Genomic DNA, 24,603 nt, shown 5'->3' on the forward strand with positions numbered 1-24,603 from the left:
AAAAGTTTAAGCACATCGTTGTTTAATTTACAAGGTACAATTTTCCTTTGCCTTCAGTAGGAAATTGCACCGCGTGTCGAAAATCTTCGTGATTTTCGACCAAGGTACTCAAATGCGTCAGCATTTGACCACTAAAGGTTTTGGATTCTGTTAAATCGAAGCAGTCTTAACTGCTCATCAACAGCTTATTTAGTATACCTCTCCCGATACGCTTTGTCAACACATTTTTTCATTTTTCCCAAAAGTTTTTGCGTATAGCTTGCTCTCCCCTTGTCCATACTGAGTCCCGAGGTGAATTTCCATGAAGTATTTCTGCAATCTTACAGCACTGCTGGCCATTGATCAAACGGCTAACGCCTGTTTTTGCGCACTTTCTCCGGAAATCCGGCAGCGCATTCTTCCGCACAGCGCACAGCTGCATACGCGCGAAGAACTGCTGCTCTGCGCCTTCCGTCTGCTGCAGCAATAGTAAAATCCCGAAGCCTATCGCCTCGGGATTTCTTCTTATTTCGCCGCCAGCAAGCACGCATACCGCAGTTTAAGGCGCATTTTCCAGCTTTTCTTCACATTTCTTCCCCAAAGTCGCTGCACGAACAGATCGAGCGCACGCTCCTCGAACGGCTCAAGCGCGATGCCGCCGTATATGGTTTTCTCAAGCAGACCGTTCACACGCTCGTACTCTCCGGGCTTAACCGACGGCAGCGTGTCCGCAAGCGCCTTATCGGTCGCTGCGGTCTCCCAGCCGAGCGCCGCGTCAATTCCCCAGAGGGAAATCAGCTTGAACATCAGCTTCTGCGACTGCCGCACACGCTCCTCGATCGACATTCTGCGCCGTCTGCGTTCCGCATGCCACAGCAGGAACGCGCGCGTCAGCTCCATCGCGCACAGCAGCAGCGTGAACAGCACAATAACTATACCGACAATACCGAATCCAACCGCAGCCATGTTTTTTACCACAGTTAGCGGCTTGGACTGCTCGGAACCACCGGTGCCGGACGGCTCGACCACCCGATCCGCACCTGACCGATCTTCGTCGATAGCCGCAGTTTTGCGCACCGTATCCGGCAGGCTGACCATCTGCTGCAGCGCAACCGCGTCAAAATAATAGCCCGGTGTCGCATCAACCGGCAGCCAGCCGATACCGTCAAAGAGGCATAAATCACTGCATTGCCCTTCCGCGAGTCTGTCAGGAAATATGCAATCGGGTCCGCATTATCCGGTGCGGCTTCGGCAGTCTCGCTGTAGCGCACCTGCGCTTTCAGCACCTCACGGATGCGGCTGAGCGCACTGTAAACGCCGTCATTTTCATCATCATAATCCTGCCAGAACAGATGGTTCAGCACAGGCAGCAAATCATCGTCCGCTGCAGTATATGCATCATACACAAAGCTGCGATAGACGGATTCCGCCTGCGCATAGGCTGTCTGCTCCTCAGTCTGCGGGCTGCTGACCCAGCTCTCCGCGACCATGAGCTCCGACGGCCGCGTACCCGAAACCTCGGTCACCGTATAATTGCGGATGCCGAACAGACCGCGCCCCTTGAGCAGCGCGTCCCTGCGTTCGCGCACGTCACCGTCCGTTACCTTTTCCATCGAAGCCGGTGCATACACCGCGTCGCGCGAAGCGTTCTTCACCGACACCTCGACCGTGTTGGTCTCCGGTGCATCGCCGGTCAGCCGATAGTATGCCGCCGACTGTGTAAACGGGTCAAAGCCCTGTGTCTGCAGCCAGTCCAGCATGCCGATGTTTTCTCCGCCGTAGACGGCATCCGGCAGCGGTTTCCATGTGCCGTTTTCATATTTTCCGCCGGTAAATCCGCGCAGATAGACCGACTTTTCCTGTTCCGTGTGTACATTCAGCATGGTTTCGCTATTTTCGTGCAGAAGGTTCGCCTGAGAAAGCTCGCCCTGCGGCAGCGTATCCCTGCCGTAGCGCAGATCGTGCACTGTCTGCTTGATATTCTGCCGCAGACGATCGACCGACGGCATTTCCGTGCCGGACAGTCCCACCGCACAGGCACACAGCACTGCCGATATGCCAAGGCACCATGCAACCGCTCTGCGGGTGATCGCGCGGCTGCCGCTCGTCATGTGCAGACCCAGCTGCCCCGCTGTCAGCAGCACAAGCGCCAACGGATAGAATCCCTCGCCGAACAGCGAAAGCAGCAGCCAGAATACGCCGATGAACGCCGCGAGCCGGCTGCTCTGTCGGCTGACCGCATACCACGACAGCAGCCCGATGAGCACCGCCGCCAACAGCGCAAACGTGAACGTCATCGGTACGGTTTCGCCTTCCCGCCCGCCGGATTTAACGCGCACAGAGGTGCGCAGCAGCCGCGCATCCCTGCGGGTGAGCAGCGCCATCAGCGCCGCCAATACCACCAGAACGATGAGCGTCGCCAGCAGAAACGGCTTGCTGAACAGGAGCAGCAGCACGAGCAGCGCCGCATACAGCAGCGCGAACGCCAGCCGGTTTTTCCACATAGCGCCTCACTCCTCTGTGTGCGCGGGCTTGATCTTCGCCATGATCTCCTCCAGCACCTGCTTTGCGGCAACGCCCTCCACGCGCGCCTGCGGGCGCAGCGCCAGACGGTGTGCACATACATCAACGAACACGTTCTGCACATCCTCGGGCACAACGTAGTTGCGCTCACGCAAAATCGCGCCTGCGCGCGCCATCCTGACCAGTGCGGACACGCCGCGCGGAGAGATGCCCAGCTCCACCAGCGGATGGCTGCGGGTCTGCTCGCACAGACGGATGGCATACGCCAGCACGCCGTCGGTCATGCGTACCGAGGTCAGGTAGTTCTGCACCTCAAGCAGATTCTGCGCGTTAGTCACCGCGCGGATCTCCTCCAGCGGATTGCTGTACCGCTGTGCGTTGATGATCTTCATCTGGTTTTCAAGGGTCGGGTAGCCGATGGACAGGCTGACCATGAAACGGTCGATCTGGCTCTGCGGCAGCGGCTGCGTACCGGCAGAACCCAGCGGGTTCTGGGTCGCAATGCAGATAAACGGCGCGGGCAGCGCGTGCGTTTCGCCGTCCACCGTGATGGTGTGCTCCTCCATGACCTCAAGCAGCGCGGACTGCGTTTTCGGTGAGGTACGGTTGATCTCGTCGGCCAGCAGCAGCTGACAGTTCGCCGCGCCCTCGCGGTACTCGAACCTGCCTGTCTCGCGGCTGTACATCGTAAAGCCGGTGATGTCGGACGGCAGCGTATCCGGCGTAAACTGAACGCGCTTGTTGCTCAGTCCCAGCGCACGGGAAAACGCCACAGCGAGCGTGGTCTTGCCCACACCGGGACAGTCCTCCAGCAGCACATGGCCTCCGGCATAAATGGTCATCAGGATCTTCTCGACAATATCTTTTCTGCCGATGAACGCCTTATTGACCTCGGCAATGATCTGCTTGGATTGTTCAACAATCATTCTGTTTCTCCTTCATCTTCTGCGGAAGTGCTGTTATCTTCTGTGGAAGTGCTGTCCGACGGTTCGGGCGGAATGACGATCTCGTGCCTGCCGTCCGGCATCGGCAGAACCGTCGCATCGTCCGCCGAGGTGTCGGCAGAGCCGGTGTCCTTGCCGGTGCTGTCACCGGCCGGCTCGTTTGCCGCATCGTCGTCGATGGTCGGCGGTTCGCTGGTATTGCCGTTTGAGGTGTCAGTGTCAGTGTCCGTGCCGGGATTCGGCTCCGGGACCGGCGTCAGGTCATCATCCTCCTCCGGATTCCTGTTCTGATCATCCGGCTCAACCATTTCCGGCTCCTGCTTTTTCGGCGCAAGCTCAAAGCTGAGCTTGTCCACTTCCGGATAGTGAGTATCTACAGTGGTGCCCTCTTCAAATTCCGATGCGCCCGGAATCCACTCACGATGCCACAGCATTCTGCGGATACGATTCTCGACCGGCAGCAGGATTTCCTCCATTTTGGCATAGATTTCCTCCTCGGCTGCATCCGGCATGCCTGCAGCGACAGCTGCATACATTTCCGCATAGTTTTCATATCCCGCCATCGGATAGATCCATTTTTCAATGAAACGGAGATAAGCCTCCTCATCTCCCCAGGCAAGAATGTAGATTTTGATCCTGCTTTCATCAATACCGAAGGAATATCCCTCACCCGGTGTAAAATTCAGCAGCTCCGGCGGATTGCCATCCATGAAGGTCATGGTCAGCGTATCGCTCTCCACCCCTCGGAACGCATCCTGCTCAATGCCGGCCAGACCGCTTTCCAGGACGAGATATTCCAGGTTTTTGGTATTGGAGAAGGCTCCCTCACCGATATAATCCAAACACCAGCCATCCAGCAGTCCCAGTGTTTCACTATCCAGATCAATCGTGGTCTTGTCGGACGGCGCACCGATCAGCGTAATATAATCTCCCCGTACACGATACGGATAGAACTCCGAGGGTTCCTCTACCTTCGTTTCTGCGCCAAGCATGGTGCGGATATCGTTCTCCACATCCACGAGTTTCTGTTTAACTGCCGCATCGGTTTCTGCATACAGATCCTCCCATGTTCCATTGAACATCAGGTCCATCATGGTGTTGTCCCACAGATTCATGTAGCCGGTCGCATTCGGTGTGTCCATGCTGCCGAGCAGCGAATAGCGCCATTTCTTTACATAAGACGGTGCAATATCGTCTCCGGTCTCCCAGTCGGATCTGATGTGAACCCGCTGCAGCGTATCCTGCCACGTCCATTCATAGTTAAAGGTAAACGCGGAGGATGCACTGAATGTCAAAAGCTGCGGCACATTGCCGAAATCAGCAATCGTGATATCCTCCAGCGCACTGCATGCACTGAACAGACCGGTGTATATGCTGCTGTTATTTTCAAAGCCCCGTGTAATGGAAACACCGGTCAGGCTCTTGCAATCCACGAACGAGTTCATATCCAGACGCTGTATATAGCCGTTCAGCTCCAGCTTCGTGATATTTGTGCTCTGGAATGCCGCCTCACCGACCTCGCTGACGGCTGTAACGACCTCACCCTCCAGACCGGAATCGGCAAACACATAAGCATCAATATACTGCAGGTCCGGCAGTTTATCCCAGTTGATGGTAAACGAGTCCTCGGCGCCGTAAAACGCCTTATCGAACAGCTCTACCGTCTCCTCCGGCAAGGCAAGCTCCCCTTCGGTGTGCCTGCCGGCACGCAGACCGAGCCAGTCCTTGCCATCGCTCGCGCCGTACAGCATTTTCGTGCTGCCGATATCTACAACATCGTAGCGCTGCACACCGGATTCCTCAACGAAATACGTCCAGTCCTCACCGTAGCCGATTCCCCCGGTCGGGGAATACATCACCGTTGCCTGTGCTCCCGTGCTGACCGCATACTCGCCCATATTGATGGACGGCGCGTTGGACGCGATAAAGTTCAGCGAGGTACAGTTATCAAACGCCGCATTGCCGACAGACGCCTCTCCGTTCGCATCAATCATGATGCCCTCCAGATTGGAGCAGCCGTAAAACGCCTGTGCACCGATATTTGTCAGCGTTCCCGGCAGAATCGCCCACTGCAGCTTCTGACTGCCTGCAAACGCACCGTCCGCCAGTGTGGTCACCGACAGCGTATTGCCGTCCGCATCCTGAATCGTGCCGTCAAACTCGGTCTTAGCCGGGTCACCGGCCATCAGCACAACCTCCGCGCTGCGCTCGTCTGTGTAGTAGGTCTCGCCCCGGCTGTTGGTCTGCAGGACGATTGCGCGGACATCCGTAATGCCTGCCGCGTCAAGCTGCGCCTGCACGTTCTCTGCCTGCGCCTTCCCGCCGCACAGGATGGTATCCACATTGCTGCTTCGGAAACTGTTCGGGTCGATTGCAATCCCGTCTTCGCCCTCGGGCAGAATGATAGTTTCAACCTTTTCCGCGTCCGCAAATGCGTTCGGACCGATGGCGCCGACGCCGCTCGGCAGAGTATAATATCTGGTCTGTGCCCGCACATGGGTGAGCGTTTTGTTCCCCTCGGCGTCCTTCTCCAGATAAGCACCATCGTGTGATTCCCAACTGCCGTCCGAGGATGCAACGTTCACACGCATGCCTTCCAGCGCAGTTTCGTTACTGCGCACGAAAGCATGAAATACGTCCGGCTCCACAATAATAACGCCGCTGTCCATACCGCCAAAGTCGATTTTCGGCAGGTCGCAGGCAGCTTTCGCCTGCAGGACCAGTCTGGTCACCTGTGTTGCGTTCGGCAGCGTCACCTTCTCTACATTTTTCGGAACGGTCAGCTCGGTCATATCATACGGAATGCCGAGGTATGCACTGCCGTCCGCATTGGTAAGAATACCGTCCGCGGTTGCGGCATACGCTGTGCTGCCCGCATCCACAATATAGCCCTTCTTGACCTTGATGCCCTTTACGGCTGTCTGTGTGCCTTCCGTCTGTTCGCTGTAGCTTTTCGTGTTGACATACCGCACCGTATCCGGAATTTTGATGTAATCAACCTCATGCAGGGTGTTTTCCGTGCCCATATCCACCGCCTGCACATACTTCGGTACCTCGAGCACACTGCCGGGATCGCCCTCATAGCCGGTAAGTGTCTGCATGTAGATGAATTTCTGGGTGATCGAAAACTGCGGTGCGCTGACCGGCAGATCCGGTTCGGTCTCGTCCCAAGAATCCGCTGCAGGACCGTCTGCGGCATCGCCCTGCGAACGGGTTACCGCGCCGGTATCCATGTCATACCAACGGATTTTGACCTGCACTATATAGTTATCCTCCAACGGGACCATATCCGCAGGCTCGATAACACGACGGCCCGCCGCCGGATGATACATCCACGGAATCAGCTTGCCGTCCTCCAGCCAGCCGGGGAACAACGCGGACAGACGTTCCTCGCCCAGCAGATCTCTCTGATAGCTGTACAGGTCGATCACCTTGCTCTCATCATCCGGATCAAAGCTGGTATCCTTATATGGATTGAGCAGGATATCACTGCTGAACTGACCGTTTTTATCGCTTTCCGTCAGCCTGCGGTTGAGGATGAAGATACGGTTTCGCTCCAGCGTATAGGTAACATCCGAGTAGTCCTTCCACGCACTTCCTGCACTGAAGCGGTAAGACGCACTGATTTTGATCTCGGTCGCATCGCTCGGAATCTCATCCAGAGTCTTATCATATTCTCCGGTTGCCTCATTAAAGAAGCTGAAGAAGGTATCGCCGATCCAGATACCGTTGATACGGACGAACACGCCGAAATGCAAATCGCTGTTGTCTGCACCCTTCAGGTTGCTCCAGTAGTAAATGTTGCCGTTGTGGTCATTTACATAGGTTTCCAATGCATTGTAGATCTTGCGGGCAGTGATGTTTTTCTGACCGGCGTACAGCGCAGACGGGTCTGCCTCTCCCGAACTATTCTGCGGCTGCCGAATAACAACCTCCTTTACGGTGTTGTCATTCACATTCCCTTCATAATACGGCTTACTGATCGGATCGTGCTCGCCGAAGATGCCTACGCTGGTCTTTCCGGAATCCGGCTCCCGCATGGTATCCGCAATGGAGCCGCCCTGTCCTGATGGCGGGGCAGCCGTGCCGCCGCCATTCGTATTGTCCGAATTGCCGCCGCCCGGCTTGCTCGGCTTATTATTGCCCGGCGCGGACGGCTCTCCCGGGGTATTCGGCGTATCAGGCTTTGCCGGATTTGCCGCGCCGCTATTGCCGCCCGGATTTTCTCCTGTGCCGGCGCCGCCGTTTCCGGGCACAACGGCAGTCGTGCCGCCCGGTCTGCCGCCGATGATGACATCCGCGCTGCCGCGGTCATTCGTCACGTTATATACGATATCGCCGGAGCTGCTCGCCGCCACGCTCGTATCTGCCGTGCCGCCGGCAACCGAGAGCGGGTCGGAGAAATTCTCCTGTATGCGCTCGCGCTGGAACATGAAATCCGCACTGCTGTCGTTCTGCGGGCCGCTGGTATCGTCCGCGCCGCTGTCCTGCTCCCAAAGCTCGCTGTCGTCCTTTTCTGCCGTGCTGTCGCTGCCCTTTACGTCCTGATCGTCATCAAAATGCACCTGATTGGCATTGAAGCCGCGCTCCGTGTCCGAGGGGTGAAAATGATTGCCCGAGCGGTACGACGAAACGCCCAGAACCGTGCCCGTTGTCAGCGCTGCGGCGGCTGCCGCACCGAGTACGGTTTTGGTCAGTATTGCCCGCGACAGCAGAATCTTATCCAGCTTTCCCATCAGTTCCTCCTTTCTCTTCTCTGTAGAAATTTGCCGATATTACGCTGCAGTGCCTGAAAATCGACCGGTTTTGCGTAATGACCGTTCATGCCGCTCTCGATGGACAAGCGCTCGTCCTCGACAAACGCATCTGCCGACAGCGCAAAAATCAGGATGCTCTTCGCATCCGGACGCTCCATCGCACGAATGGTGCGGGCCGCCGTGCGGCCGTCCATCACCGGCATCTGCACGTCCATCAGAATAAAATCGTAGTAGTTTTCCGGATGATCTGCGAACATATCCACCGCGATCTGTCCGTTTTCGGCCTTCTCGATCTCGGCGCCCATCTCCTGCAGCACCTCGACCATGATCATCGCGTTGATCTCGTTGTCCTCGACAAGCAGGATGCGTCTGCCGCGGAACGCATCCGCGTTCTCCTCCGTGGATGCGCGAGACGGCTCTGCCGCCGGTTCCGCAGGCTTTTCAGCAACCGGCAGATGCAGATACACCGAGAAATCCGAGCCTCTGCCCGGCTGGCTCTCCACCACTATCTCGCCGCCCATCAGCTTGACAAGCTGGTCGGTGATGGCCATGCCGAGACCGGTGCCGCCGTATTTCCGAGAGGTCCCCACGGTCTCCTGCTCGAACGGACGGAAAATACGGCTGATAAACGCCGGCTGCATACCAATGCCGGTATCGTGTACGCGGATCATCATATCCGCCACGCCGTTCCGCAGCATCATCTGCCGGAAGGTGACGATAATTTCACCCTCGCTCGTAAATTTGACCGCATTGGACAGAAAATTGATGATAATCTGGCTGATGCGCAGCTCATCGCCAAGGACGTAATCCACGGCCACACCGTCAAAGTTGACCTCGTAGCGGATGCCGCGGCTGTCGAGGTTTTTCGCAAACATATCGTACAGGCGGTCACCCAGCTCCCGCAGGCTGAACACCTTATTTTCCAGTTCGACCTTGCCCGCCTCTATACGCGACATATCCAGAATGTCGTTGATGAGCGCGAGCATGTGATCGGACAGCTCATCCACCTTGGTCAGATACTGCATCGCCGGTGCATTCGCCTCGAGGTGGTTCTCCGCGAGCGTCAGCATACCGATTATGCCGTTCATTGGGGTACGGATCTCGTGTGACATGCGCGACAGGAAGGTCGTCTTGGACCGGCTCTCCTCCTCGATCTTGGCAAGGCGCTCCTCGTACTGTTCCATCCGACCGCACAGCCCGGTCGTGCGGCTGAAGCAGAACAGATCATATCCATCGTCCTCACCGCGGGTCACATTCAGCTGCACCCACTCGCCGTTCTTTGTCCGAAGTACGGTCTCAAACGGCTGTGCTCCGTCCCACGCACGGTATTTCTTCCAGACAGAAACGCCGTTCTGCCCGTCCTCCAGCACGTCCACAAGCAGCATAACATCCTGCCGGAGCTGCTCGAACGTCACACCGAGCAGGCTCTGCATATCGCCTGCCGCACAGATCGGCAGCAGGTCGTGCTGACGCATGATAAGGCATACGTCATTGCTCTGTCGATCCATGTTGTATAGCAGAATCTCATCTGCCCGCCGGAGTGCGCTCCGTTTTTTATCCGCACACTGCCCGCGGTTCCGCAGCGCCGCACACAGCAGCGCAACTGCCAGCAGTGCCTCAACGCAGCCGATCACCACCAGTGGAAAGTGCTCACCCAGCATTTCCAGCCAATCCGTTATGTGCATTCCTTCACCTGTCAAATTCCATTTTTACTCTTTTCTATATTTTTCATCCAGTCGATACCTACATATCCATTTATACATAACAGCTCCTATATCTGTCGATTTACAACATTTTCCCCCAATGCAACCGCTCTCTCCGACAAATTTCTCCTCAAAAAAGCACAAAAAGGATACAGAACAGTACCGTTCTGTATCCTCTTGTGTCAATTCGGTTTTAAGCTGAATTACAGCTTTGCCAGCTCGGATGCGATCAGCTTGTTGATGATCTGCGGGTTGCCCTGACCCTTGGAAGCCTTCATGCACTGGCCTACGAGGAAGCCGGTAACATTCTTGCCTGCCTTGAAGTCGGCAACGGCCTTTTCGTTCTTGGCGATAACGTCCTGTACGATGGCGAGGATAGCACCCTCGTCGGATACCTGCTTGAGACCCATGCGGTCAACGATGGCCTCAACGGTCTCGTCGGTCTCGAACATGCTCGGCAGAACCTTCTTGCCGGCGTTGCCGGAGATGGTGCCCGCCTCGATCAGCTTGACCAGAGCAACCAGCTTGTCTGCGGTCATCTTGGTCTCGCGGAGGCTTACGCCCTTGTCGTTCAGGTACTTGGAGATATCGGACAGTATCCAGTTTGCGGCAGCCTTGGGCTTAACCTGCTTTGCAGCAGCGTCGAGCAGCTCGGCCTTCTCAAAGCTGTCGGACAGCAGACGCGCCTCCATGGCGGTCATGCCGTACTCGTTGAGGTAACGCTCGTAACGGGTGATCGGCAGCTCCGGAACCTCGCTCTCGATCTGGTGCAGCCACTCGTCGGAGATCTCGACGGCGATGAGGTCCGGGTCCGGGAAGTAACGGTAATCCTGCGCGTCTTCCTTGGTACGCATTACCGTGTTCTTCAGCTTAACGTCGTCCCAGCGGCGGGTCTCCTGCTGGATTTCGCCGCCGTTCTCTACAACCTCAATCTGGCGTGCAATTTCGTAATCAATCGCACGGACCGCACCGGAGAAGGTGTTGATGTTCTTCATCTCGACACGGGTGCCCAGCTCGGTGGAGCCTTCCGGACGGATGGAAACGTTTACGTCGCAGCGGATGGAGCCTTCCTCCATCTTGCAGTCGCAGATGTCAAGGTAAGACAGCGTGGTCTTGATCATTTCAAGGAATTCCTTCGCCTCGGCAGAGGAATGCAGGTCGGGACGGGTTACCATCTCAATCAGCGGTACGCCGCAGCGATTGAAGTCAACGATGGTGCCGTCGATCTCGTCATGCAGCAGCTTGCCCGCATCCTCCTCGAAGTGGATGCGCTCGAGACGGCAGGAGTGCTTCACGCCGTCCACATAGAAGAATACCTCGCCGTTCTCGCAGATCGGCACATCAAACTGGGAAATCTGATATGCCTTCGGCAGATCGGGGTAAAAATAGTTCTTACGGTCAGCCTTGCACAGCTGATTGATGGTGCAGCCGGTAGCCTTGCCCATCTTGGCGGCGTAGTGTACAACCTGCTTGTTGAGTACCGGCAGTGCGCCCGGCATACCGGTGCAGACCGGGCAGGTGTGGGTGTTGATCGGTGCGCCGAAGCCAGTGGAGCACGAGCAGTAAATCTTGCTCTTGGTGGACAGCTCCGCATGCACTTCCAGACCGATGACAGCTTCGTATTTCATGTTTGTCTTCCTCCCTTACAGTGCAGCGATGATGTTCTTGAGACCGGACGCCTGCTCAAAAGCCAGACCGGCGTTCAGCAGCGTCTGCTCGCCGAAGCGCGGACCGATGAGCTGCATGCCGACCGGCATGTGGTTCTCATCAAAACCGCACGGCTGAACCAGACCCGGCAGACCGGCGATATTGACGGAAACCGTGCAGATATCGCCTGCGTACATCTCGAGCGGATTGGTGGTCTTGGAGCCGATCTCGTAAGCCGTGGTCGGCGCAACCGGCGTCAGGATGACGTCGCACTTCTCAAATGCGTTTGCAAACTCCTCGCGGATCTTGCGCTGTGCGGCACGAGCCTTCTTATAGTATGCATCGTAGTAGCCGGAGGACAGAACGTAGGTGCCCAGCATGATGCGGCGCTGAACCTCGGCGCCGAAGCCCTCGGAACGGCTCTTGGTGTACAGCTCGATGATGTCATCGCCTGCATTCGGGGTGCGGTAGCCGTACTTTACGCCGTCGAAACGGGCAAGGTTGGAGGAAGCCTCTGCGGAAGAGAGGATGTAGTAGATCGGCAGTGCATACTCAACGAGCGGCAGAGAGATCTCGAATACCTCTGCGCCGAGTGCCTTGTATGCCTCTGCAGCCGCCATAACGTTCTTGCGGACAGCATCCGAAATACCCTCGCCGAAATACTCCTTCGGCAGACCGATCTTGAGACCCTTGACGTCAGCGTTCAGGTTAGCGCGCAGCGAGCCTTCAAACGGGGTCTTGACAGAGGTGGAATCGTGCAGCGGATCGTGACCGGTAACCGCATCGAGCAGCATGGCTGCGTCCTCGATGGAGCGGCCGAACGGGCCGATCTGGTCGAGAGAAGATGCGAATGCGATCAGACCGTAACGGGAAACCGCACCGTAGGTCGGCTTCATGCCGACAACGCCGCAGAAGGACGCCGGCTGACGGATAGAGCCGCCGGTATCCGAGCCGAGCGCCAGCGGAGCCTCGCCTGCTGCAACAACAGCAGCGGAGCCGCCGGACGAGCCGCCCGGTACGCGGTCGAGACCATGCGGGTTGTGGGTCGGGTGCATAGCCGAATTCTCGCAGGAGGAGCCCATTGCGAACTCGTCCATGTTGGCCTTGCCGGTGATGACCGCATCGGAAGCAATCAGCTTCTCCATAACGGTTGCATTGTACGGCGGCTTGAAATTGCCCAGCATCTTGGACGCGCAGGTGGTCAGCGTGCCCTTGGTGCAGATGTTGTCCTTAATGGCGATCGGAATACCGGCCAGCGCGGAAAGCGTATCGCCGCTTGCGCGCTTCTTGTCTACAGCCTCAGCCTGCGCGAGCGCTGCTTCCTCGGCTACGGTAACGTAGCCCTGAACCTTATCCTCTACCGCCTTGGTGCGGGCAAAAACGTCCTTTGCCAGCTCTACTGCGGAGATTTCCTTTTTGCCGAGCAGCTCGGACAGCTCGGACGCAGTTTTTTCGTAAAGTGCCATGATTCTGTCCCCTCCTTACTCGACAACACGCGGAACTGCTACGCCGCCGCACTGGAAGTCCGGTGCATTCGGCTCGATCAGCTCATCCGGCGTGAATTCCTGGATCACTTCGTCCTCGTGGAACGCATTCTTGCGCTCGGTGTTGATAACATCGGTGATGTCGCCCAGGTCAAGCTCAGCCAGCTTGTCCACCATTGCGACGATACCCTGCATGTCATCGGCCAGACGGTCGAAAATGCCGCCGGTCGAATCCAGACGTGCCAGGGACGCGATGTGCTCAATTTCTTTTCTGGAAATTGCCATGTCGTTTGCCTCCTAATTATTTATCTTAAATCTATGATACGAATTTTATGATCTATCGTAGGACGGGGTGCCCTACGGCATATCTTATTTAAGCGTTTCCGCTGCCTTCTTCAATCATCGTCTTAAACTCTTCCTCGGTCAAGACCGGGATTCCCAGTTCTGCCGCCTTCTGCAGCTTGCTGCCGGCATTCTCGCCTGCGACAACGTAGCTGGTCTTTTTCGAGACCGAACCGGCCGCTTTGCCGCCGAGGGACTCGATCAGATCGTTGATCTCCTTGCGGGTATAGAGCGTCAGGCTGCCGGTCGCCACGATGGTCTTTCCTGCGAGCAGGTCGCTCTTTGCGGTCTTTTCACCGATGAAGTTGACGCCGTGCGCGCGCAGCTTCTCGATGAGCGTATGCGACTGCGGCAGCTCCCGCCATGCGGCGATGCTCTCCGCCGTGGTCTGTCCGATGTCGCGGATCTCGGTCATCTCCTCGACCGGCGCGGCAAGCAGTGCATCAAGCGAGCCGAAGTGGTCGCTGAGAATGCGGCCCGCCTTCTGGCCGACATGCCGGATGCCGAACGCGAACAGCAGCCGCGACAGGTCGCGGGTCTTGCTCACTTCAATCGAGCGGACAAGATTGTTCGCCCAGACGTCCACCTTTTTGCCGAGCGGCAGCAGCTGCTCGACCGTCAGGTCATACAAATCAGCCGCCGACTTGACCAGTCCGGCGTCGATCAGCTTCTGCAGGTTGCCCTCGCCGCAGCCGTCGATGTCCATCGCATCGCGCGAGGCGAAATGCATCAGGTTTCGCAAAAGCTGCGCCGGACACGAGGCACTCGTGCAGCGAATCGCGGCTTCGTCCTCGTCATCGTACACCGGCGCGCCGCACACCGGACAGAACTTCGGGAACTCATACGGCACGGAATCCAGCGGGCGCCGGTCCTTTTCCACGCCGATGATCTCCGGAATGATTTCTCCGGCTTTTCGGACGGAAACAATGTCGCCCACGCGGGCATCGAGCTGACGGATAAAATCGCGGTTGTGCAGCGTTGCGCGGGACACCGAGGTGCCCGCAAGCCGTACCGGCTCGAGCACGGCATTCGGTGTCAGCACGCCGGTGCGTCCCACCGTGATGACGATATCCTTGAGAAGCGTCTGCTTGACCTCAGGCGGGTACTTGTACGCCGCCGCCCACCGAGGGAATTTCGCGGTCGAGCCGAGCGTTTCACGCTGCGCGAAGGAGTTGACCTTGACAACAGCACCGTCAATGTCGAAATCCAGCTCACCGCGGGTCTCGCCCATGTTCTCAATCTCGCGCTGCACGTCCTGCGGGTCGGTGTAGACCGGATAGCGCGGGCTTGTCGGGAAGCCAAGGCTCTTGAGGTAATCAAGCGCCTGCACATGACTTTCCATCGGCAGCTCGTCGCTGTTCTGGATGTTGAAGCAGAAGATGGACAGCTTTCTTTCCCGCGTAATTTTGCTGTCCTTCTGCCGCAGAGAACCCGCCGCCGCGTTGCGCGGATTGGCGAGGAGCGGCTTGTCGTGCAGCTCCAGTTCGGCGTTGAGCGCATCGAACACGGACTTTTTCATGTAGACCTCACCACGCACGATCAAATGCGGCGGCGCGTTCTCCAGCTTTTTCGGGATGTCCTTGATGGTTTTGAGGTTCTTGGTTACGTCCTCGCCCACCTGACCGTCACCGCGCGTCGCACCGCGGACGAACACGCCGTCCACATATTCGAGCGCGACCGAAAGGCCGTCGATCTTGTACTCGACAACGTACTCCGCCTGTCCGACGGCATTCTCCACACGGGAATAGAACTCGCCCAGCTCGTCAAACGAGAAAACATCCTGCAGACTTTCGAGCGGGTAGGCGTGCGTCACCTTGGCAAAGCGGCTGCTCGCCGTACCGCCGACCCGCTGGGTCGGAGAGTTCGCGTCTGCCATCTCCGGATGCTCGGCCTCGAGCGCGCGAAGCTGACGCTGCAGCATGTCGTACTCATAGTCGGTGATCTCGGGCGCGTCCTCGTTATAGTATTTTTCGTTGTGATACCGCAGCTGCTCCCGCAGAGCGGTAATCTGCTCACGCACGTCCATAATAAAACTCCTTTGGTGTGAGCAAATACTCACACAGATTAAGTATACCAAATAATCCGATATTTTTGAAGTATTATTTTTAGGAAATTGTCGCAAAACTACAGTTTTGCCGACAAGTGGAACGGACCGTAGGCCGTTCCAAAGTCGTCCGAAAGTTCCTATTCAGAAACTTTCTCCCTCCGGAAGTATAAAAAAGCGTGATGCATGCTCCTGTTTTTTATGGACTGCAAGCAGCCCTATTTAATGCGCGCTATCGCGCGATAAAAGCTTCTTTTCCAGTTATTATACCTATTTTTCGCTGTCATAGTCGCGGATTTCGCCGAGCAGATCAGAGCCGGAGCCGCTGATATAGGCGTACCGTTCGGGCACCGTGCCGACGATAACCGTGTCCGTGACCGGGTACGTCGAGACGATTTCCCTGTCTTCCCCGCCGAACGGCGTGAGAATGCGGAAGCCGGCGTGCACCTCGATGAGAATCCGGTGGCGCGTCTGGTTGATGCCCGCCGAGGTAAACGCGCTGACGAACCGCGCCTCCATCTGAGCAAGCCCCGCAAGACCGACCTTCACCCTCGGGCCCATTCCGGTAAACAAATTGGGCGCAAATACCGTGCCGAGCGGCACCTCGGTCTGCGTTTCCTCCAGATAATCCAGCCGGTCAAACAGACCGTTGACGATACGCGCCTTCACCTTTCCGACTGCGATAATATCCGTACGCAAGGCCGTGATGCGGTTGTCGCTGTCGCGCTCAAGCACCACAAGGTCGGCAAATTCGTCCGGATGGGAGAAAACCTCGTCCTCCATCAAGGTGTTGATCTCCTTGATGGCGCTGTCCTCGCAGACGTTGACGGCGTACTCCATGAAAATGCGCTGAAAGCGTATGGTCAGCAGACCAAGACAAACCGCTAATAGCAGTATCAGCATGGCAAGCGCCAGTCTCCTGCCATTTTTCCGTCTGCGCCGCATAATACCACCCCATTCAGCGTATGCGGCATACGTTTGCATAATCACCTTGTCGCACCCTGCGGTAAAGCGTTACAATATATTTCTCTATTAAAAAACTGTCCTAAACCGTCCTAAACTGTTTTACTATTATTATCTGCCAATATATATTCCCCTTTTAACAGATTAGGACACATTAGGACGGTTATTTTACATAACCGCTTAACCGTCACGTTAATTACTAACTACTAATTACCAATTCGCAATCACCAATTAACAAAAAAGAAGCACCCGATAAATCAGGTGCTTCTTTGCGCTTAACAGCTGAATGAGGAATTAGTCCTCGTAATCCTCGCCGTCCTCGAGCAGAGCACGGATGGACAGAGATACCTTCTTCTTCTCATCGTTGATGTCGATGATCTTAGCCTCGACAACCTGGCCAACCTCCAGCTCGTCCTCCGGCTTTGCGATGCGGTGATCAGCGATCTGAGAAATGTGGATCAGGCCGTCAACGCCCGGTACGATCTCAGCGAATGCGCCGAACGGCATGAACTTGAGGATCTTAACCTCAGCAACAGAGCCGATGTCGTACTTGGACTTGAATACGTTCCACGGATTATCCTCCTCGCGCTTGTAGCCGAGGGAGATCTTCTTGTTTTCCTTATCCAGACCGATAACGAATACCTTTACCTTGTCGCCAACAGAAACGACCTCGGACGGGTGCTTGATGCGGCCCCAGGACAGCTCGGAGATGTGAACCATGCCGTCCACGCCGCCGATGTCTACGAATGCGCCGTAGGAAGTCAGGGACTTAACGGTGCCATCGTACTCGTTGCCGATCTCGATGGTGTTCCAGATCTGCTCAGCAGCAGCCTTGCGAGCCTCCTGCTGGATCTGACGGATAGAACCAACAACGCGCTTGCGCTGACGGTTGATCTCGGTGATATAGAAGGACTGCTTGGTCTTAACCAGCTGGCTCATCGGCTGATCCTTCGGTACGCCGGTCTGGGATGCCGGGATGAATACGCGTACGCCGAATGCAGTTGCTACAACGCCGCCGCGGTTCTCCTCAACGATGGTGCCCTCAACCGGGGTGTGCTCCTCGTAAGCCTTCTCAACGGTCTCCCAGCCCTTCAGCTGATCAACGCGCTTCTTGGACAGAGTGATGGTGCCCTCGCCGTCGTTTACGCGAACAACAACAGCCTCGATCTCGTCGCCAACGTGGATGTTGGCAGCTACGTCGTAGTTCGGGTCGTCAGACAGCTCACCCAGCGGGATATACGCAGTGTGCTTAACGCCCAGATCTACCTGTACGTCGTTATTGGAAATACCTACAACGGTGCCGGTTACCTTTTCTCCATTATTTAAAGTCTTGAAGGACTCCTCCAGCATTGCTGCAAAGTCCTCACCAGTTTCAATCTTGGTTTCTTCGCTCATCATGTTACTGACCTCCTTAATTATCCATGCCGGTGTGGATGCTCCCGCCGTGATCCCGATGTGCTGGTGCTGCCCGAGCTCCTGCGTAGTAAGCTCTGCCGCGTCTTCGATGTAGCGCACATCCGAGCACAGCGACCGGCTGATCTCATACAGCCGTTTGGTGTTGGAGCTTTTCTTATCTCCGATCACGATCATTTGATCCGATACACCGGCAAGCAGACGAGCCTCCGACTGGCGCTCATCCGTCGCTTTACATATTGTATCAAAAATTTTGAGGTTTGTACACCTTTTTTTTATAAGTCCTACGGAAATATTCCAAATTGACCGGTTGACGGTGGTCTGTGCGACCAGAGAAATGGGTTTATCTTCCATTTCAGGCCGTTCCGAGAAGGCTCTCGCCTGCTCCTCACCCTCAAGCACGATCGACTCGCCGCACCAGCCCTGAATGCCCACAACCTCCGGATGTCCGGCGCTTCCGAGAATGACAATCAGTCGTCCGTCCGCGCTCTCTTTGTCCACTATTTTGTGTATTTTCCGCACAAAAGGGCAGGTTGCATCAAAGATTTCGCACTTTTTTGATTGAAGCAGCGTGTAAACATTCCGCGGTACACCGTGCGCCCGAATGAGCACGCCGGCACCGTCCGGAATGTCCTCCAGCGCATGCGCGGTGTGCACACCGAGCTTCTCCAGCCGTTCGATTTCGTGCATGTTGTGAATGATTTCACCATAGGCATAAATTTTTCCGTTTTTTTTCGCCTGCTGCTCGGCGAGGTCCACGGCACGGCGCACGCCGAAGCAGAATCCGGCGGTTTTGGCTACCGTTACGCTCATACCTGCTCCTTCAGCGCGTAGATGCGGCGCAGGATATCATCCGCGATCAGGCCGTAGTCCTTCTGCTTCGGATCCGGCGTGAACGGCTTGCCGATCACGACTGTGGCTCTGCAGCGGAAACGCTTGCCCTCGGTGATATACATCGGCAGGATCGGCGCCCGGGTCTTGACCGCCAGCATGGCCGCACCTTTCTTGGTTTCGCCCTCGGCAGCATGGCGCGTGCCCTGCGGGAAAATGATCAGCTTCTGACCGGCACGGACACAGCCGAGTGCGGTCTTGATGGCAGTGATATCCGCGCCCTCACGGTCGATCGGAAAAGCGCCGAGCGCCGCGATCAGCCACGCGAATATCCTCTTCCGGAACAGCTCCTTTTTCGCCATTAGGCGCAGCGGCGTCTTGCCGCCGAGTGCGACCGCCGCAAACGGCGGGTCGGACAGCTGCACATGGTTCGGACAGACAACGCAGCCGCCCTCCGGGATGTTTTCGCGTCCGATCACGCGGTAGCCAAAGAAAATATGGAATGCCAGCGCTACAAGCGGCACAACCAGAGCCTGGAACCAGCGGTGGTATTTGAATTTCATGCCTTTTCCTCCGTTTTTTCACGAATAATACGCAGAACGGCTGCTATGCTCTCCTCGAGCGTCAGGCTGCTCGTATCCAGCAGAACCGCATCGTCCGCCTGTTTGAGCGGCGCAACGGCTCTCGTCATGTCCTGCCTGTCGCGCTCGTTGATATCGTGCAGGATGCCGTCCATCGTCACCTGCTGGCCCTTCTCAATCAGCTCTTTATAGCGGCGCTCCGCGCGGGACTGCGCAGACGCGGTCAGGAAAATCTTGACCGGCGCATCCGGCAGGATAACCGTGCCGATATCGCGGCCGTCCATCAGGATGCTGCTGTTTTTCGCCATGCTGCGCTGGGTCTCCAGCAGAAACTGCCGTACTTCCGGCACCGCGGACACCTTGGACGCGTAGTACGAAATCTCCGGTGTACGAATGGCTTCGGAGACATCCTCGCCGTTCAGGAGAACGCGCTGTGCGCCGTCCTGATAGGTCAGCTGAATGGTGATCTCCGGCAGGGTTGCGATAATGCCTGCCGTGTCCTCTCCGGCAATGCCCCTGCGGCACACTGCCAGACCGATGGAACGGTACATCGCACCCGTATCCACATATACATAGCCGAGTTTTGCCGCGGCAGCACGCGCCACGGTGGATTTTCCTGCCCCGGACGGGCCGTCGATGGCAACCGAAATGTACTTCATCATGATTCCTCCTCCGCAGCCGACAGACCCGCCAGACGGCCTGTGGACCACGCAATCTGCAGGTTGAAGCCACCCGTGTAGGCATCCACATCGAGCACCTCGCCTGCGAAATACAGGTGCGGCAGCTTTTTGGACTCCATGCTTTTCGGGCTGACCTCGCGGACGGATACGCCGCCCGTAGTGATAATCGCCTCAGCGATCGGACGCTTGCCGGAAATCTCGACCGGGAACGCCTTGAGTACGCGCAGCAGCGCGGCACGCTGTGCCTTGGTGATGGAATTGACCTTCTCGCGCGGGTCGATGCCGCTCTTTTCGATCACCACCGGGATTATCTTCTTAGGCAGCAGCTCACCGAGCGCGTTGATAAAATCGCTGTTCTTGTGCTTGTCAAAGTCCGCGAGCAGACGCTTGTCGAGCGTCTTTTCGTCCAGCGCAGGCTTGAGATCAATCTCCACACGGTACTTTTTGCTGCCGAAATGGCGCATATGCGCACTCGCGGACAGCACCAGCGGACCGGACAGACCGAAGTGCGTGAACAGCATTTCGCCGAAGTCCGAGTAGAGTTTTTTGTCATTTTCATATACGGTCAGCTGCACGTTGCGCAGGCTGAGCCCCATCAGCTGCTGACAGGTGTCGCCGTCCTCGACGAGCGGCACGAGCGACGGATTTGCGGGCACGACCGTGTGCCCTGCCTGCCTGGCAAAGCGGTAGCCGTCACCGGTCGAGCCGGTCTGCGGATAGGATGCACCACCGGTCGCTACGATCACGCGGTCCGCCTTGTACGTCTTGTGACCGGCACGAACGCCTGTGAGCACACCGTCCTCGATGAGCAGCTCGTCTGCAGTCGTATGTACGATGGTCACACCCGCCTTTTTCACCCACAGGAACAGCGCATCGATGATGTCGGCTGCCTTGTCCGACTGTGGGAACACGCGGTTGCCGCGCTCTGTTTTGAGCGCCACGCCGCGGCTCTCGAAAAAGTCCATCACGTCCGCCGGACCGAAGCCGCCGAGCGCGGAATACAGAAAGCGCGGATTGACCGGCACGTTGCGCAGAACCTCCTGCACATCGCAGTTATTGCACACGTTGCAGCGGCCCTTGCCCGTGATAAACAGCTTGCGGCCAACTTTTTCGTTGGTTTCCAGCAGCGTCACCTGCGCGCCCTGCTCTGCGGCAGTACCTGCCGCCATCAGACCGGCTGCGCCGCCGCCGATTACGATAATGTTCAATTTATATCGTCCTCCGGTTTTTCATATACGTCGTATTCTTCCCAGATGCGCTCCAGCTTATTAAATGTATGCTCAATCTCATCGCGGCGGCTCATGCCGACAGCCACGATCAGTGCGTTGATGACCGACAAGGGCGCCACGAGCGAATCGACAAAGCTCGCCATATCGCTGCGTGCGAGCAGCACATGATCAGCCACACGCGCCAGCGGCGACAGCTGCGAGTCGGTCAGTGCGATAACGCGGGCACCGCGGTCGCGGGCGTACTTCATCGCACTCAGCGTGCGCTTGGAGTAGCGCGGGAAGCTGATGCCGAACAGCACGTCACCCGGTCCGACACGGAGCACCTGCTCAAAAATCTCGCTGACGCTGTTCGTATGTACAAGCGTCACATTTTCAAACAAAAGGTTGAAGTAAAAACCCAGAAAGCTGGCTAACGCGCTCGAGGAGCGCACACCGAGGATGTAGATTCGCTTAGCGCCCATGAGCGCGTCCACCGCGCCCTGAAAGGCGTCGCGGTCGATCTCGTCGAGCGTTACGCGGATCATATCCGTATCCGCGTGCAGCACGGTCTGCAGTACATCGCGGCCGCCCATGCGGTCGCCCGCAACCTCCATGCGCTGCACCGAGGTCAGCTTGTTGCGGATCATCTCCTGCAGAGCGCGCTGCAGGTGCGGATAGCCGTCATAGCCAAGCTCGGTCGCAAAGCGCACGACCGTACTTTCACTCACACCGACAGTCACACCCAGACGGCTCGCGGTCATGAACGCGGCCTTGTCGTAGTGCTCTAAGATAAAACGCGCGATCTGCTTCTGACCCTTGGAAAAGCCGGGCAGCTCGCTTTGAATTTTTGTGATCAGGTCATTCATTATATTCTCTCCTGCATTGCATTCTCTGCATACATTCCTGCATTTGCACGATACTATTTTAAGTGAACCTGCAAAAAAATGCAAGAGCATATGGGTGCAAATTGCAAAAAGGCAGGGATTCCCTGAAAAAATCAGAGGTTCTCCTGCACGTCGGCAGCGATGTCCTGCAAATAGCCGATCTCCTCGTCAGTCAGCTCGCGCCATGCACCGCTCTTGAGATGCGGGTCGAGCGGCATCGTGCCCATTGCCACGCGCTTGAGGCGGCGGACCTCCAGACCGCACTTCTCGCACATTTTGCGAATCTGGCGGTTGCGGCCCTCGTGGATGGTCAGGCGCAGCTTGGCACTCAGCTCATCGCGGTCGATCGTAACGACCGTTGCCGGACGGATGCTGTAGCCGTCAATCTCCATCGGCTCTGCGAGCTTCGGGATGTTTTCCAGATTGCCGCGCACGCGCACCTCGTAATGCTTCTCCACCTCGTGGCGCGGATGGGTCAGCGCGTTGAGCAGATCGCCGTCGTTGGTCAGCAGCAGCAGACCCTCGGAGTTGTAGTCCAGACGGCCGACCGGCACAACACGCGCACCGCAGCCGCGCACCAGATCGGCAACCGTCTTGCGGCCGTGCTCGTCCTTCATCGTCGTGACATAGCCGCGCGGCTTGTACAGCATTAAGTACACCTTTTCCTCGGCACCGCCGATAGGCTTGCCGTCCACGAAAATTTTGTCACGGCGCGGATCGGCCTTGTCACCGACCGAAGCCTTTTTGCCGTTTACCGTTACGCGGCCGTCGTCGATCCAACGCTCCGCCTCACGGCGGGAGCACAAACCTGCTTGCGCCAGTAATTTCTGCAGTCTTTCTTCCATTTATGTTACCTCTTTCGTGTTGTTCTATTATTTTAATGGAAAATGGAGAATGGAAATGAATGTGTCGCCTTACAGGCAGCATACAATTGCGCCGCTCTTCGTCGATTCCGACGCAACGCGGATGGAACTCGCGCAAGGATAGCGTCATTCTCCCTTCTCCATTCTCAATTTCTAAACCGTTCCATAATGCGTTCTACGATACTTTTTTCTTCGGCTGGCAATAAAGATTCTCCGCCATAGACCAGTGTATCCCGAGCCAGCACGCAATCCCCGAGCCGATATTCGACCGAACCTGCCTGTGCCGTCTTCACGACCGGTGCATAGCAGATTTTTTCGCCGTAGCGCACGCGCTGCAGCTTCTCTTTCTCGCCGGGCAGCAGATATGCCGTCACGGTATTTTTCGCTGCGAGCGGCACGGACGCAGTATCGCCGCCGAACACGCGCGCGTTTGCGATCGTGTCTCCTGCCTTATGCAGCGTGACCTCGCTGTACTGCGCGAAACCGGCGTCGAGCATCTCCATGTGGTCGTTCCAGTCGTTCGGGTCATCCAGCGTCACCGCGATGATGGTGCGCCCGTTTCGCTCGGCCGCCGAGACCAGACACCGCCCTGCCGCCCGCGTAAAGCCGGTTTTCACGCCGATCGCACCGTCGTACATGCTCAGCAGACGGTTGTGATTGCTCAGCGCGTGCCCGCTGACCGTGCAGCTTTTTGTCGAGACGATCTGCCGGAACACCGGGTCCTTGAGCGCCGCCGCCGTGATTTTCGCCAGCTCATGCGCGGTGGTGTAGTGCGTGTCGGACGGCAGACCGTTCGGATTGTCGAAATGTGTGTCCGTCAGACCGAGTTCTGCCGCTTTGGCATTCATTTTGCTCACAAAGGCGTTCATGCCGCCGCACTCTCCCGCGATGGCGACCGCCGCGTCGTTGCCGGACGCGAGCATGAGTCCGTACAGCGTATCCCGCAGCGAGAGTGTCTCACCCGCTTTCAGGTACATGGATGAGCCTTCCACGGCGGCGTACTCCGGCTTTACGGTATACACGCGGTCAAGGTCACCCGCGCCGAGCGCGACGAGCGCGGTCATGATCTTGGTGGTGGACGCCATCGGCAGGCGGCTGTCCGCGTTCTGCTCGAACAGCGTTTCACCTGTGTCCGCATCGATCACGACGGCCGCCCGTGCGCTCACCGCGCCTGCCCTCGGCAGCACGAGCAAAAGCGCGAGCACGCAAAACAGCTTTTTCACATTGCACCACTCCCCGCATAACAAAACCTACTCAGCATTCACGCGAGTAGGTTTTGCGGGAAAACGCGGTTTTATTCGTCGCCGGACAGGGTTTCCGCCACTTCGACTGCGTCCTCGGTCTTGCCCTTGAAGCCGCTGACGAAATTGGACACCTTGTTGATCGCACCCGGGATCATCTCGACCAGACGATCCACCGTGTCGGACGCCTGTGCGTTGATGCCGAGGATGTTGGCGCTGCCGTCCTTGCCGATGACAAGGAAGCACACCGGCGAAACCGTCACACCGGCGCCGCTGCCGCCGCCGAACGCGAGCGGAGACCCGCTTGCCGCGTGCTTGGACGCGAACTCGCTGCCGCCTGCGCCGAAGCCGAACGACACCTTGGAGACCGGGATAACGGTCGTACCGTCCGCCGCCACGATCGGGTTGCCGATAATGGTATTAACATCCACCATTTCCTTGATTTTGGACATGGTTTCGGTCATCAAATCGCTGATAGGATGATGTTCACTCATAATTTTCGCCTTCCTTTTATAC

19 protein-coding genes are annotated in these 24,603 nt (G+C 57.1%); 1 reads left to right on the forward strand and 18 read right to left on the reverse strand.

The window, feature by feature from the left end; genetic code table 11:
• Positions 1 to 301: 301 nt before the first annotated feature.
• The gene (locus tag PGY33_RS10755; RefSeq protein ID WP_270478575.1) at positions 302 to 469 is read left to right on the forward strand and encodes a hypothetical protein; all 168 of its coding nucleotides are present in this window, start codon (positions 302 to 304) and stop codon (positions 467 to 469) included.
• A gap of 35 nt (positions 470 to 504) precedes the next feature.
• Here PGY33_RS10755 and PGY33_RS10760 read toward each other — a convergent pair whose 3' ends face one another.
• The 18 genes from PGY33_RS10760 to ytfJ all read right to left on the reverse strand — a co-directional run bounded on the left by PGY33_RS10760 (position 505) and on the right by ytfJ (position 24,581).
• Positions 505 to 945, reverse strand: a complete 441-nt coding sequence (locus tag PGY33_RS10760) for a hypothetical protein (protein WP_270478577.1) — start codon at positions 943 to 945, stop codon at positions 505 to 507.
• Positions 946 to 959: 14 nt separating this feature from the next.
• Positions 960 to 2,483, reverse strand: a complete 1,524-nt coding sequence (locus PGY33_RS10765) for a transglutaminaseTgpA domain-containing protein (RefSeq protein WP_270478580.1) — start codon at positions 2,481 to 2,483, stop codon at positions 960 to 962.
• A gap of 6 nt (positions 2,484 to 2,489) precedes the next feature.
• Positions 2,490 to 3,428, reverse strand: a complete 939-nt coding sequence (locus PGY33_RS10770; RefSeq protein WP_118481275.1) for an AAA family ATPase — start codon at positions 3,426 to 3,428, stop codon at positions 2,490 to 2,492.
• A complete protein-coding gene (locus PGY33_RS10775) occupies positions 3,425 to 8,182 on the reverse strand; it encodes a leucine-rich repeat protein (RefSeq protein WP_270478581.1) in 4,758 nt (1,585 codons plus the stop codon). Before PGY33_RS10775 ends, PGY33_RS10770 begins: the two co-directional genes overlap by 4 nt.
• Complete coding sequence (locus tag PGY33_RS10780) at positions 8,182 to 9,888, reverse strand: ATP-binding protein (RefSeq protein WP_118481273.1); 1,707 nt, start codon at positions 9,886 to 9,888, stop codon at positions 8,182 to 8,184. Before PGY33_RS10780 ends, PGY33_RS10775 begins: the two co-directional genes overlap by 1 nt.
• A 221-nt stretch (positions 9,889 to 10,109) precedes the next feature.
• Positions 10,110 to 11,534: an Asp-tRNA(Asn)/Glu-tRNA(Gln) amidotransferase subunit GatB gene (gatB, locus tag PGY33_RS10785; protein WP_110436651.1), complete on the reverse strand. Its 1,425-nt coding sequence runs from the start codon at positions 11,532 to 11,534 to the stop codon at positions 10,110 to 10,112.
• A gap of 15 nt (positions 11,535 to 11,549) precedes the next feature.
• Positions 11,550 to 13,019 (reverse strand): Asp-tRNA(Asn)/Glu-tRNA(Gln) amidotransferase subunit GatA, encoded by a 1,470-nt coding sequence (gene gatA, locus PGY33_RS10790; RefSeq protein ID WP_118481272.1) that lies wholly within the window; start codon positions 13,017 to 13,019, stop codon positions 11,550 to 11,552.
• Positions 13,020 to 13,034: 15 nt separating this feature from the next.
• Positions 13,035 to 13,322, reverse strand: a complete 288-nt coding sequence (gene gatC / locus PGY33_RS10795) for an Asp-tRNA(Asn)/Glu-tRNA(Gln) amidotransferase subunit GatC (RefSeq protein WP_110436649.1) — start codon at positions 13,320 to 13,322, stop codon at positions 13,035 to 13,037.
• 88 nt (positions 13,323 to 13,410) lie between these two features.
• Positions 13,411 to 15,405 carry an NAD-dependent DNA ligase LigA gene (gene ligA / locus PGY33_RS10800; RefSeq protein ID WP_118481271.1) on the reverse strand — a complete coding sequence of 665 codons (1,995 nt, stop codon included), beginning with the start codon at positions 15,403 to 15,405 and terminating at the stop codon, positions 13,411 to 13,413.
• Positions 15,406 to 15,693: 288 nt separating this feature from the next.
• Positions 15,694 to 16,368 carry a sporulation protein YunB gene (gene yunB / locus PGY33_RS10805; protein WP_158575280.1) on the reverse strand — a complete coding sequence of 225 codons (675 nt, stop codon included), beginning with the start codon at positions 16,366 to 16,368 and terminating at the stop codon, positions 15,694 to 15,696.
• Positions 16,369 to 16,680: 312 nt separating this feature from the next.
• Entirely contained in the window at positions 16,681 to 18,612 is a 1,932-nt protein-coding gene (locus tag PGY33_RS10810; protein ID WP_118481269.1) for a bifunctional 4-hydroxy-3-methylbut-2-enyl diphosphate reductase/30S ribosomal protein S1, read from the reverse strand.
• Positions 18,609 to 19,193 (reverse strand): lysophospholipid acyltransferase family protein, encoded by a 585-nt coding sequence (locus tag PGY33_RS10815; protein ID WP_118481268.1) that lies wholly within the window; start codon positions 19,191 to 19,193, stop codon positions 18,609 to 18,611. Before PGY33_RS10815 ends, PGY33_RS10810 begins: the two co-directional genes overlap by 4 nt.
• Positions 19,190 to 19,873, reverse strand: a complete 684-nt coding sequence (gene cmk, locus PGY33_RS10820; RefSeq protein WP_330423324.1) for a (d)CMP kinase — start codon at positions 19,871 to 19,873, stop codon at positions 19,190 to 19,192. Before cmk ends, PGY33_RS10815 begins: the two co-directional genes overlap by 4 nt.
• Positions 19,870 to 21,099 carry an NAD(P)/FAD-dependent oxidoreductase gene (locus PGY33_RS10825; RefSeq protein WP_118481266.1) on the reverse strand — a complete coding sequence of 410 codons (1,230 nt, stop codon included), beginning with the start codon at positions 21,097 to 21,099 and terminating at the stop codon, positions 19,870 to 19,872. Before PGY33_RS10825 ends, cmk begins: the two co-directional genes overlap by 4 nt.
• Positions 21,096 to 21,965 carry a MurR/RpiR family transcriptional regulator gene (locus tag PGY33_RS10830; protein WP_118361748.1) on the reverse strand — a complete coding sequence of 290 codons (870 nt, stop codon included), beginning with the start codon at positions 21,963 to 21,965 and terminating at the stop codon, positions 21,096 to 21,098. The genes PGY33_RS10825 and PGY33_RS10830 overlap by 4 nt, the downstream gene beginning before the upstream one ends.
• 131 nt (positions 21,966 to 22,096) lie before the next feature.
• Positions 22,097 to 22,828: a pseudouridine synthase gene (locus tag PGY33_RS10835; RefSeq protein ID WP_118481265.1), complete on the reverse strand. Its 732-nt coding sequence runs from the start codon at positions 22,826 to 22,828 to the stop codon at positions 22,097 to 22,099.
• A gap of 164 nt (positions 22,829 to 22,992) precedes the next feature.
• A complete protein-coding gene (locus tag PGY33_RS10840; RefSeq protein ID WP_270478589.1) occupies positions 22,993 to 24,069 on the reverse strand; it encodes a D-alanyl-D-alanine carboxypeptidase family protein in 1,077 nt (358 codons plus the stop codon).
• Between the two features lie 71 nt (positions 24,070 to 24,140).
• Positions 24,141 to 24,581 (reverse strand): GerW family sporulation protein, encoded by a 441-nt coding sequence (gene ytfJ / locus PGY33_RS10845; RefSeq protein ID WP_270478591.1) that lies wholly within the window; start codon positions 24,579 to 24,581, stop codon positions 24,141 to 24,143.
• Between the last annotated feature and the right edge of the window lie 22 nt (positions 24,582 to 24,603).

Source organism: Butyricicoccus sp. AF18-9LB, from assembly GCF_027684505.1.
In the GTDB taxonomy this organism is placed as follows: domain Bacteria; phylum Bacillota; class Clostridia; order Oscillospirales; family Butyricicoccaceae; genus Agathobaculum; species Agathobaculum butyriciproducens.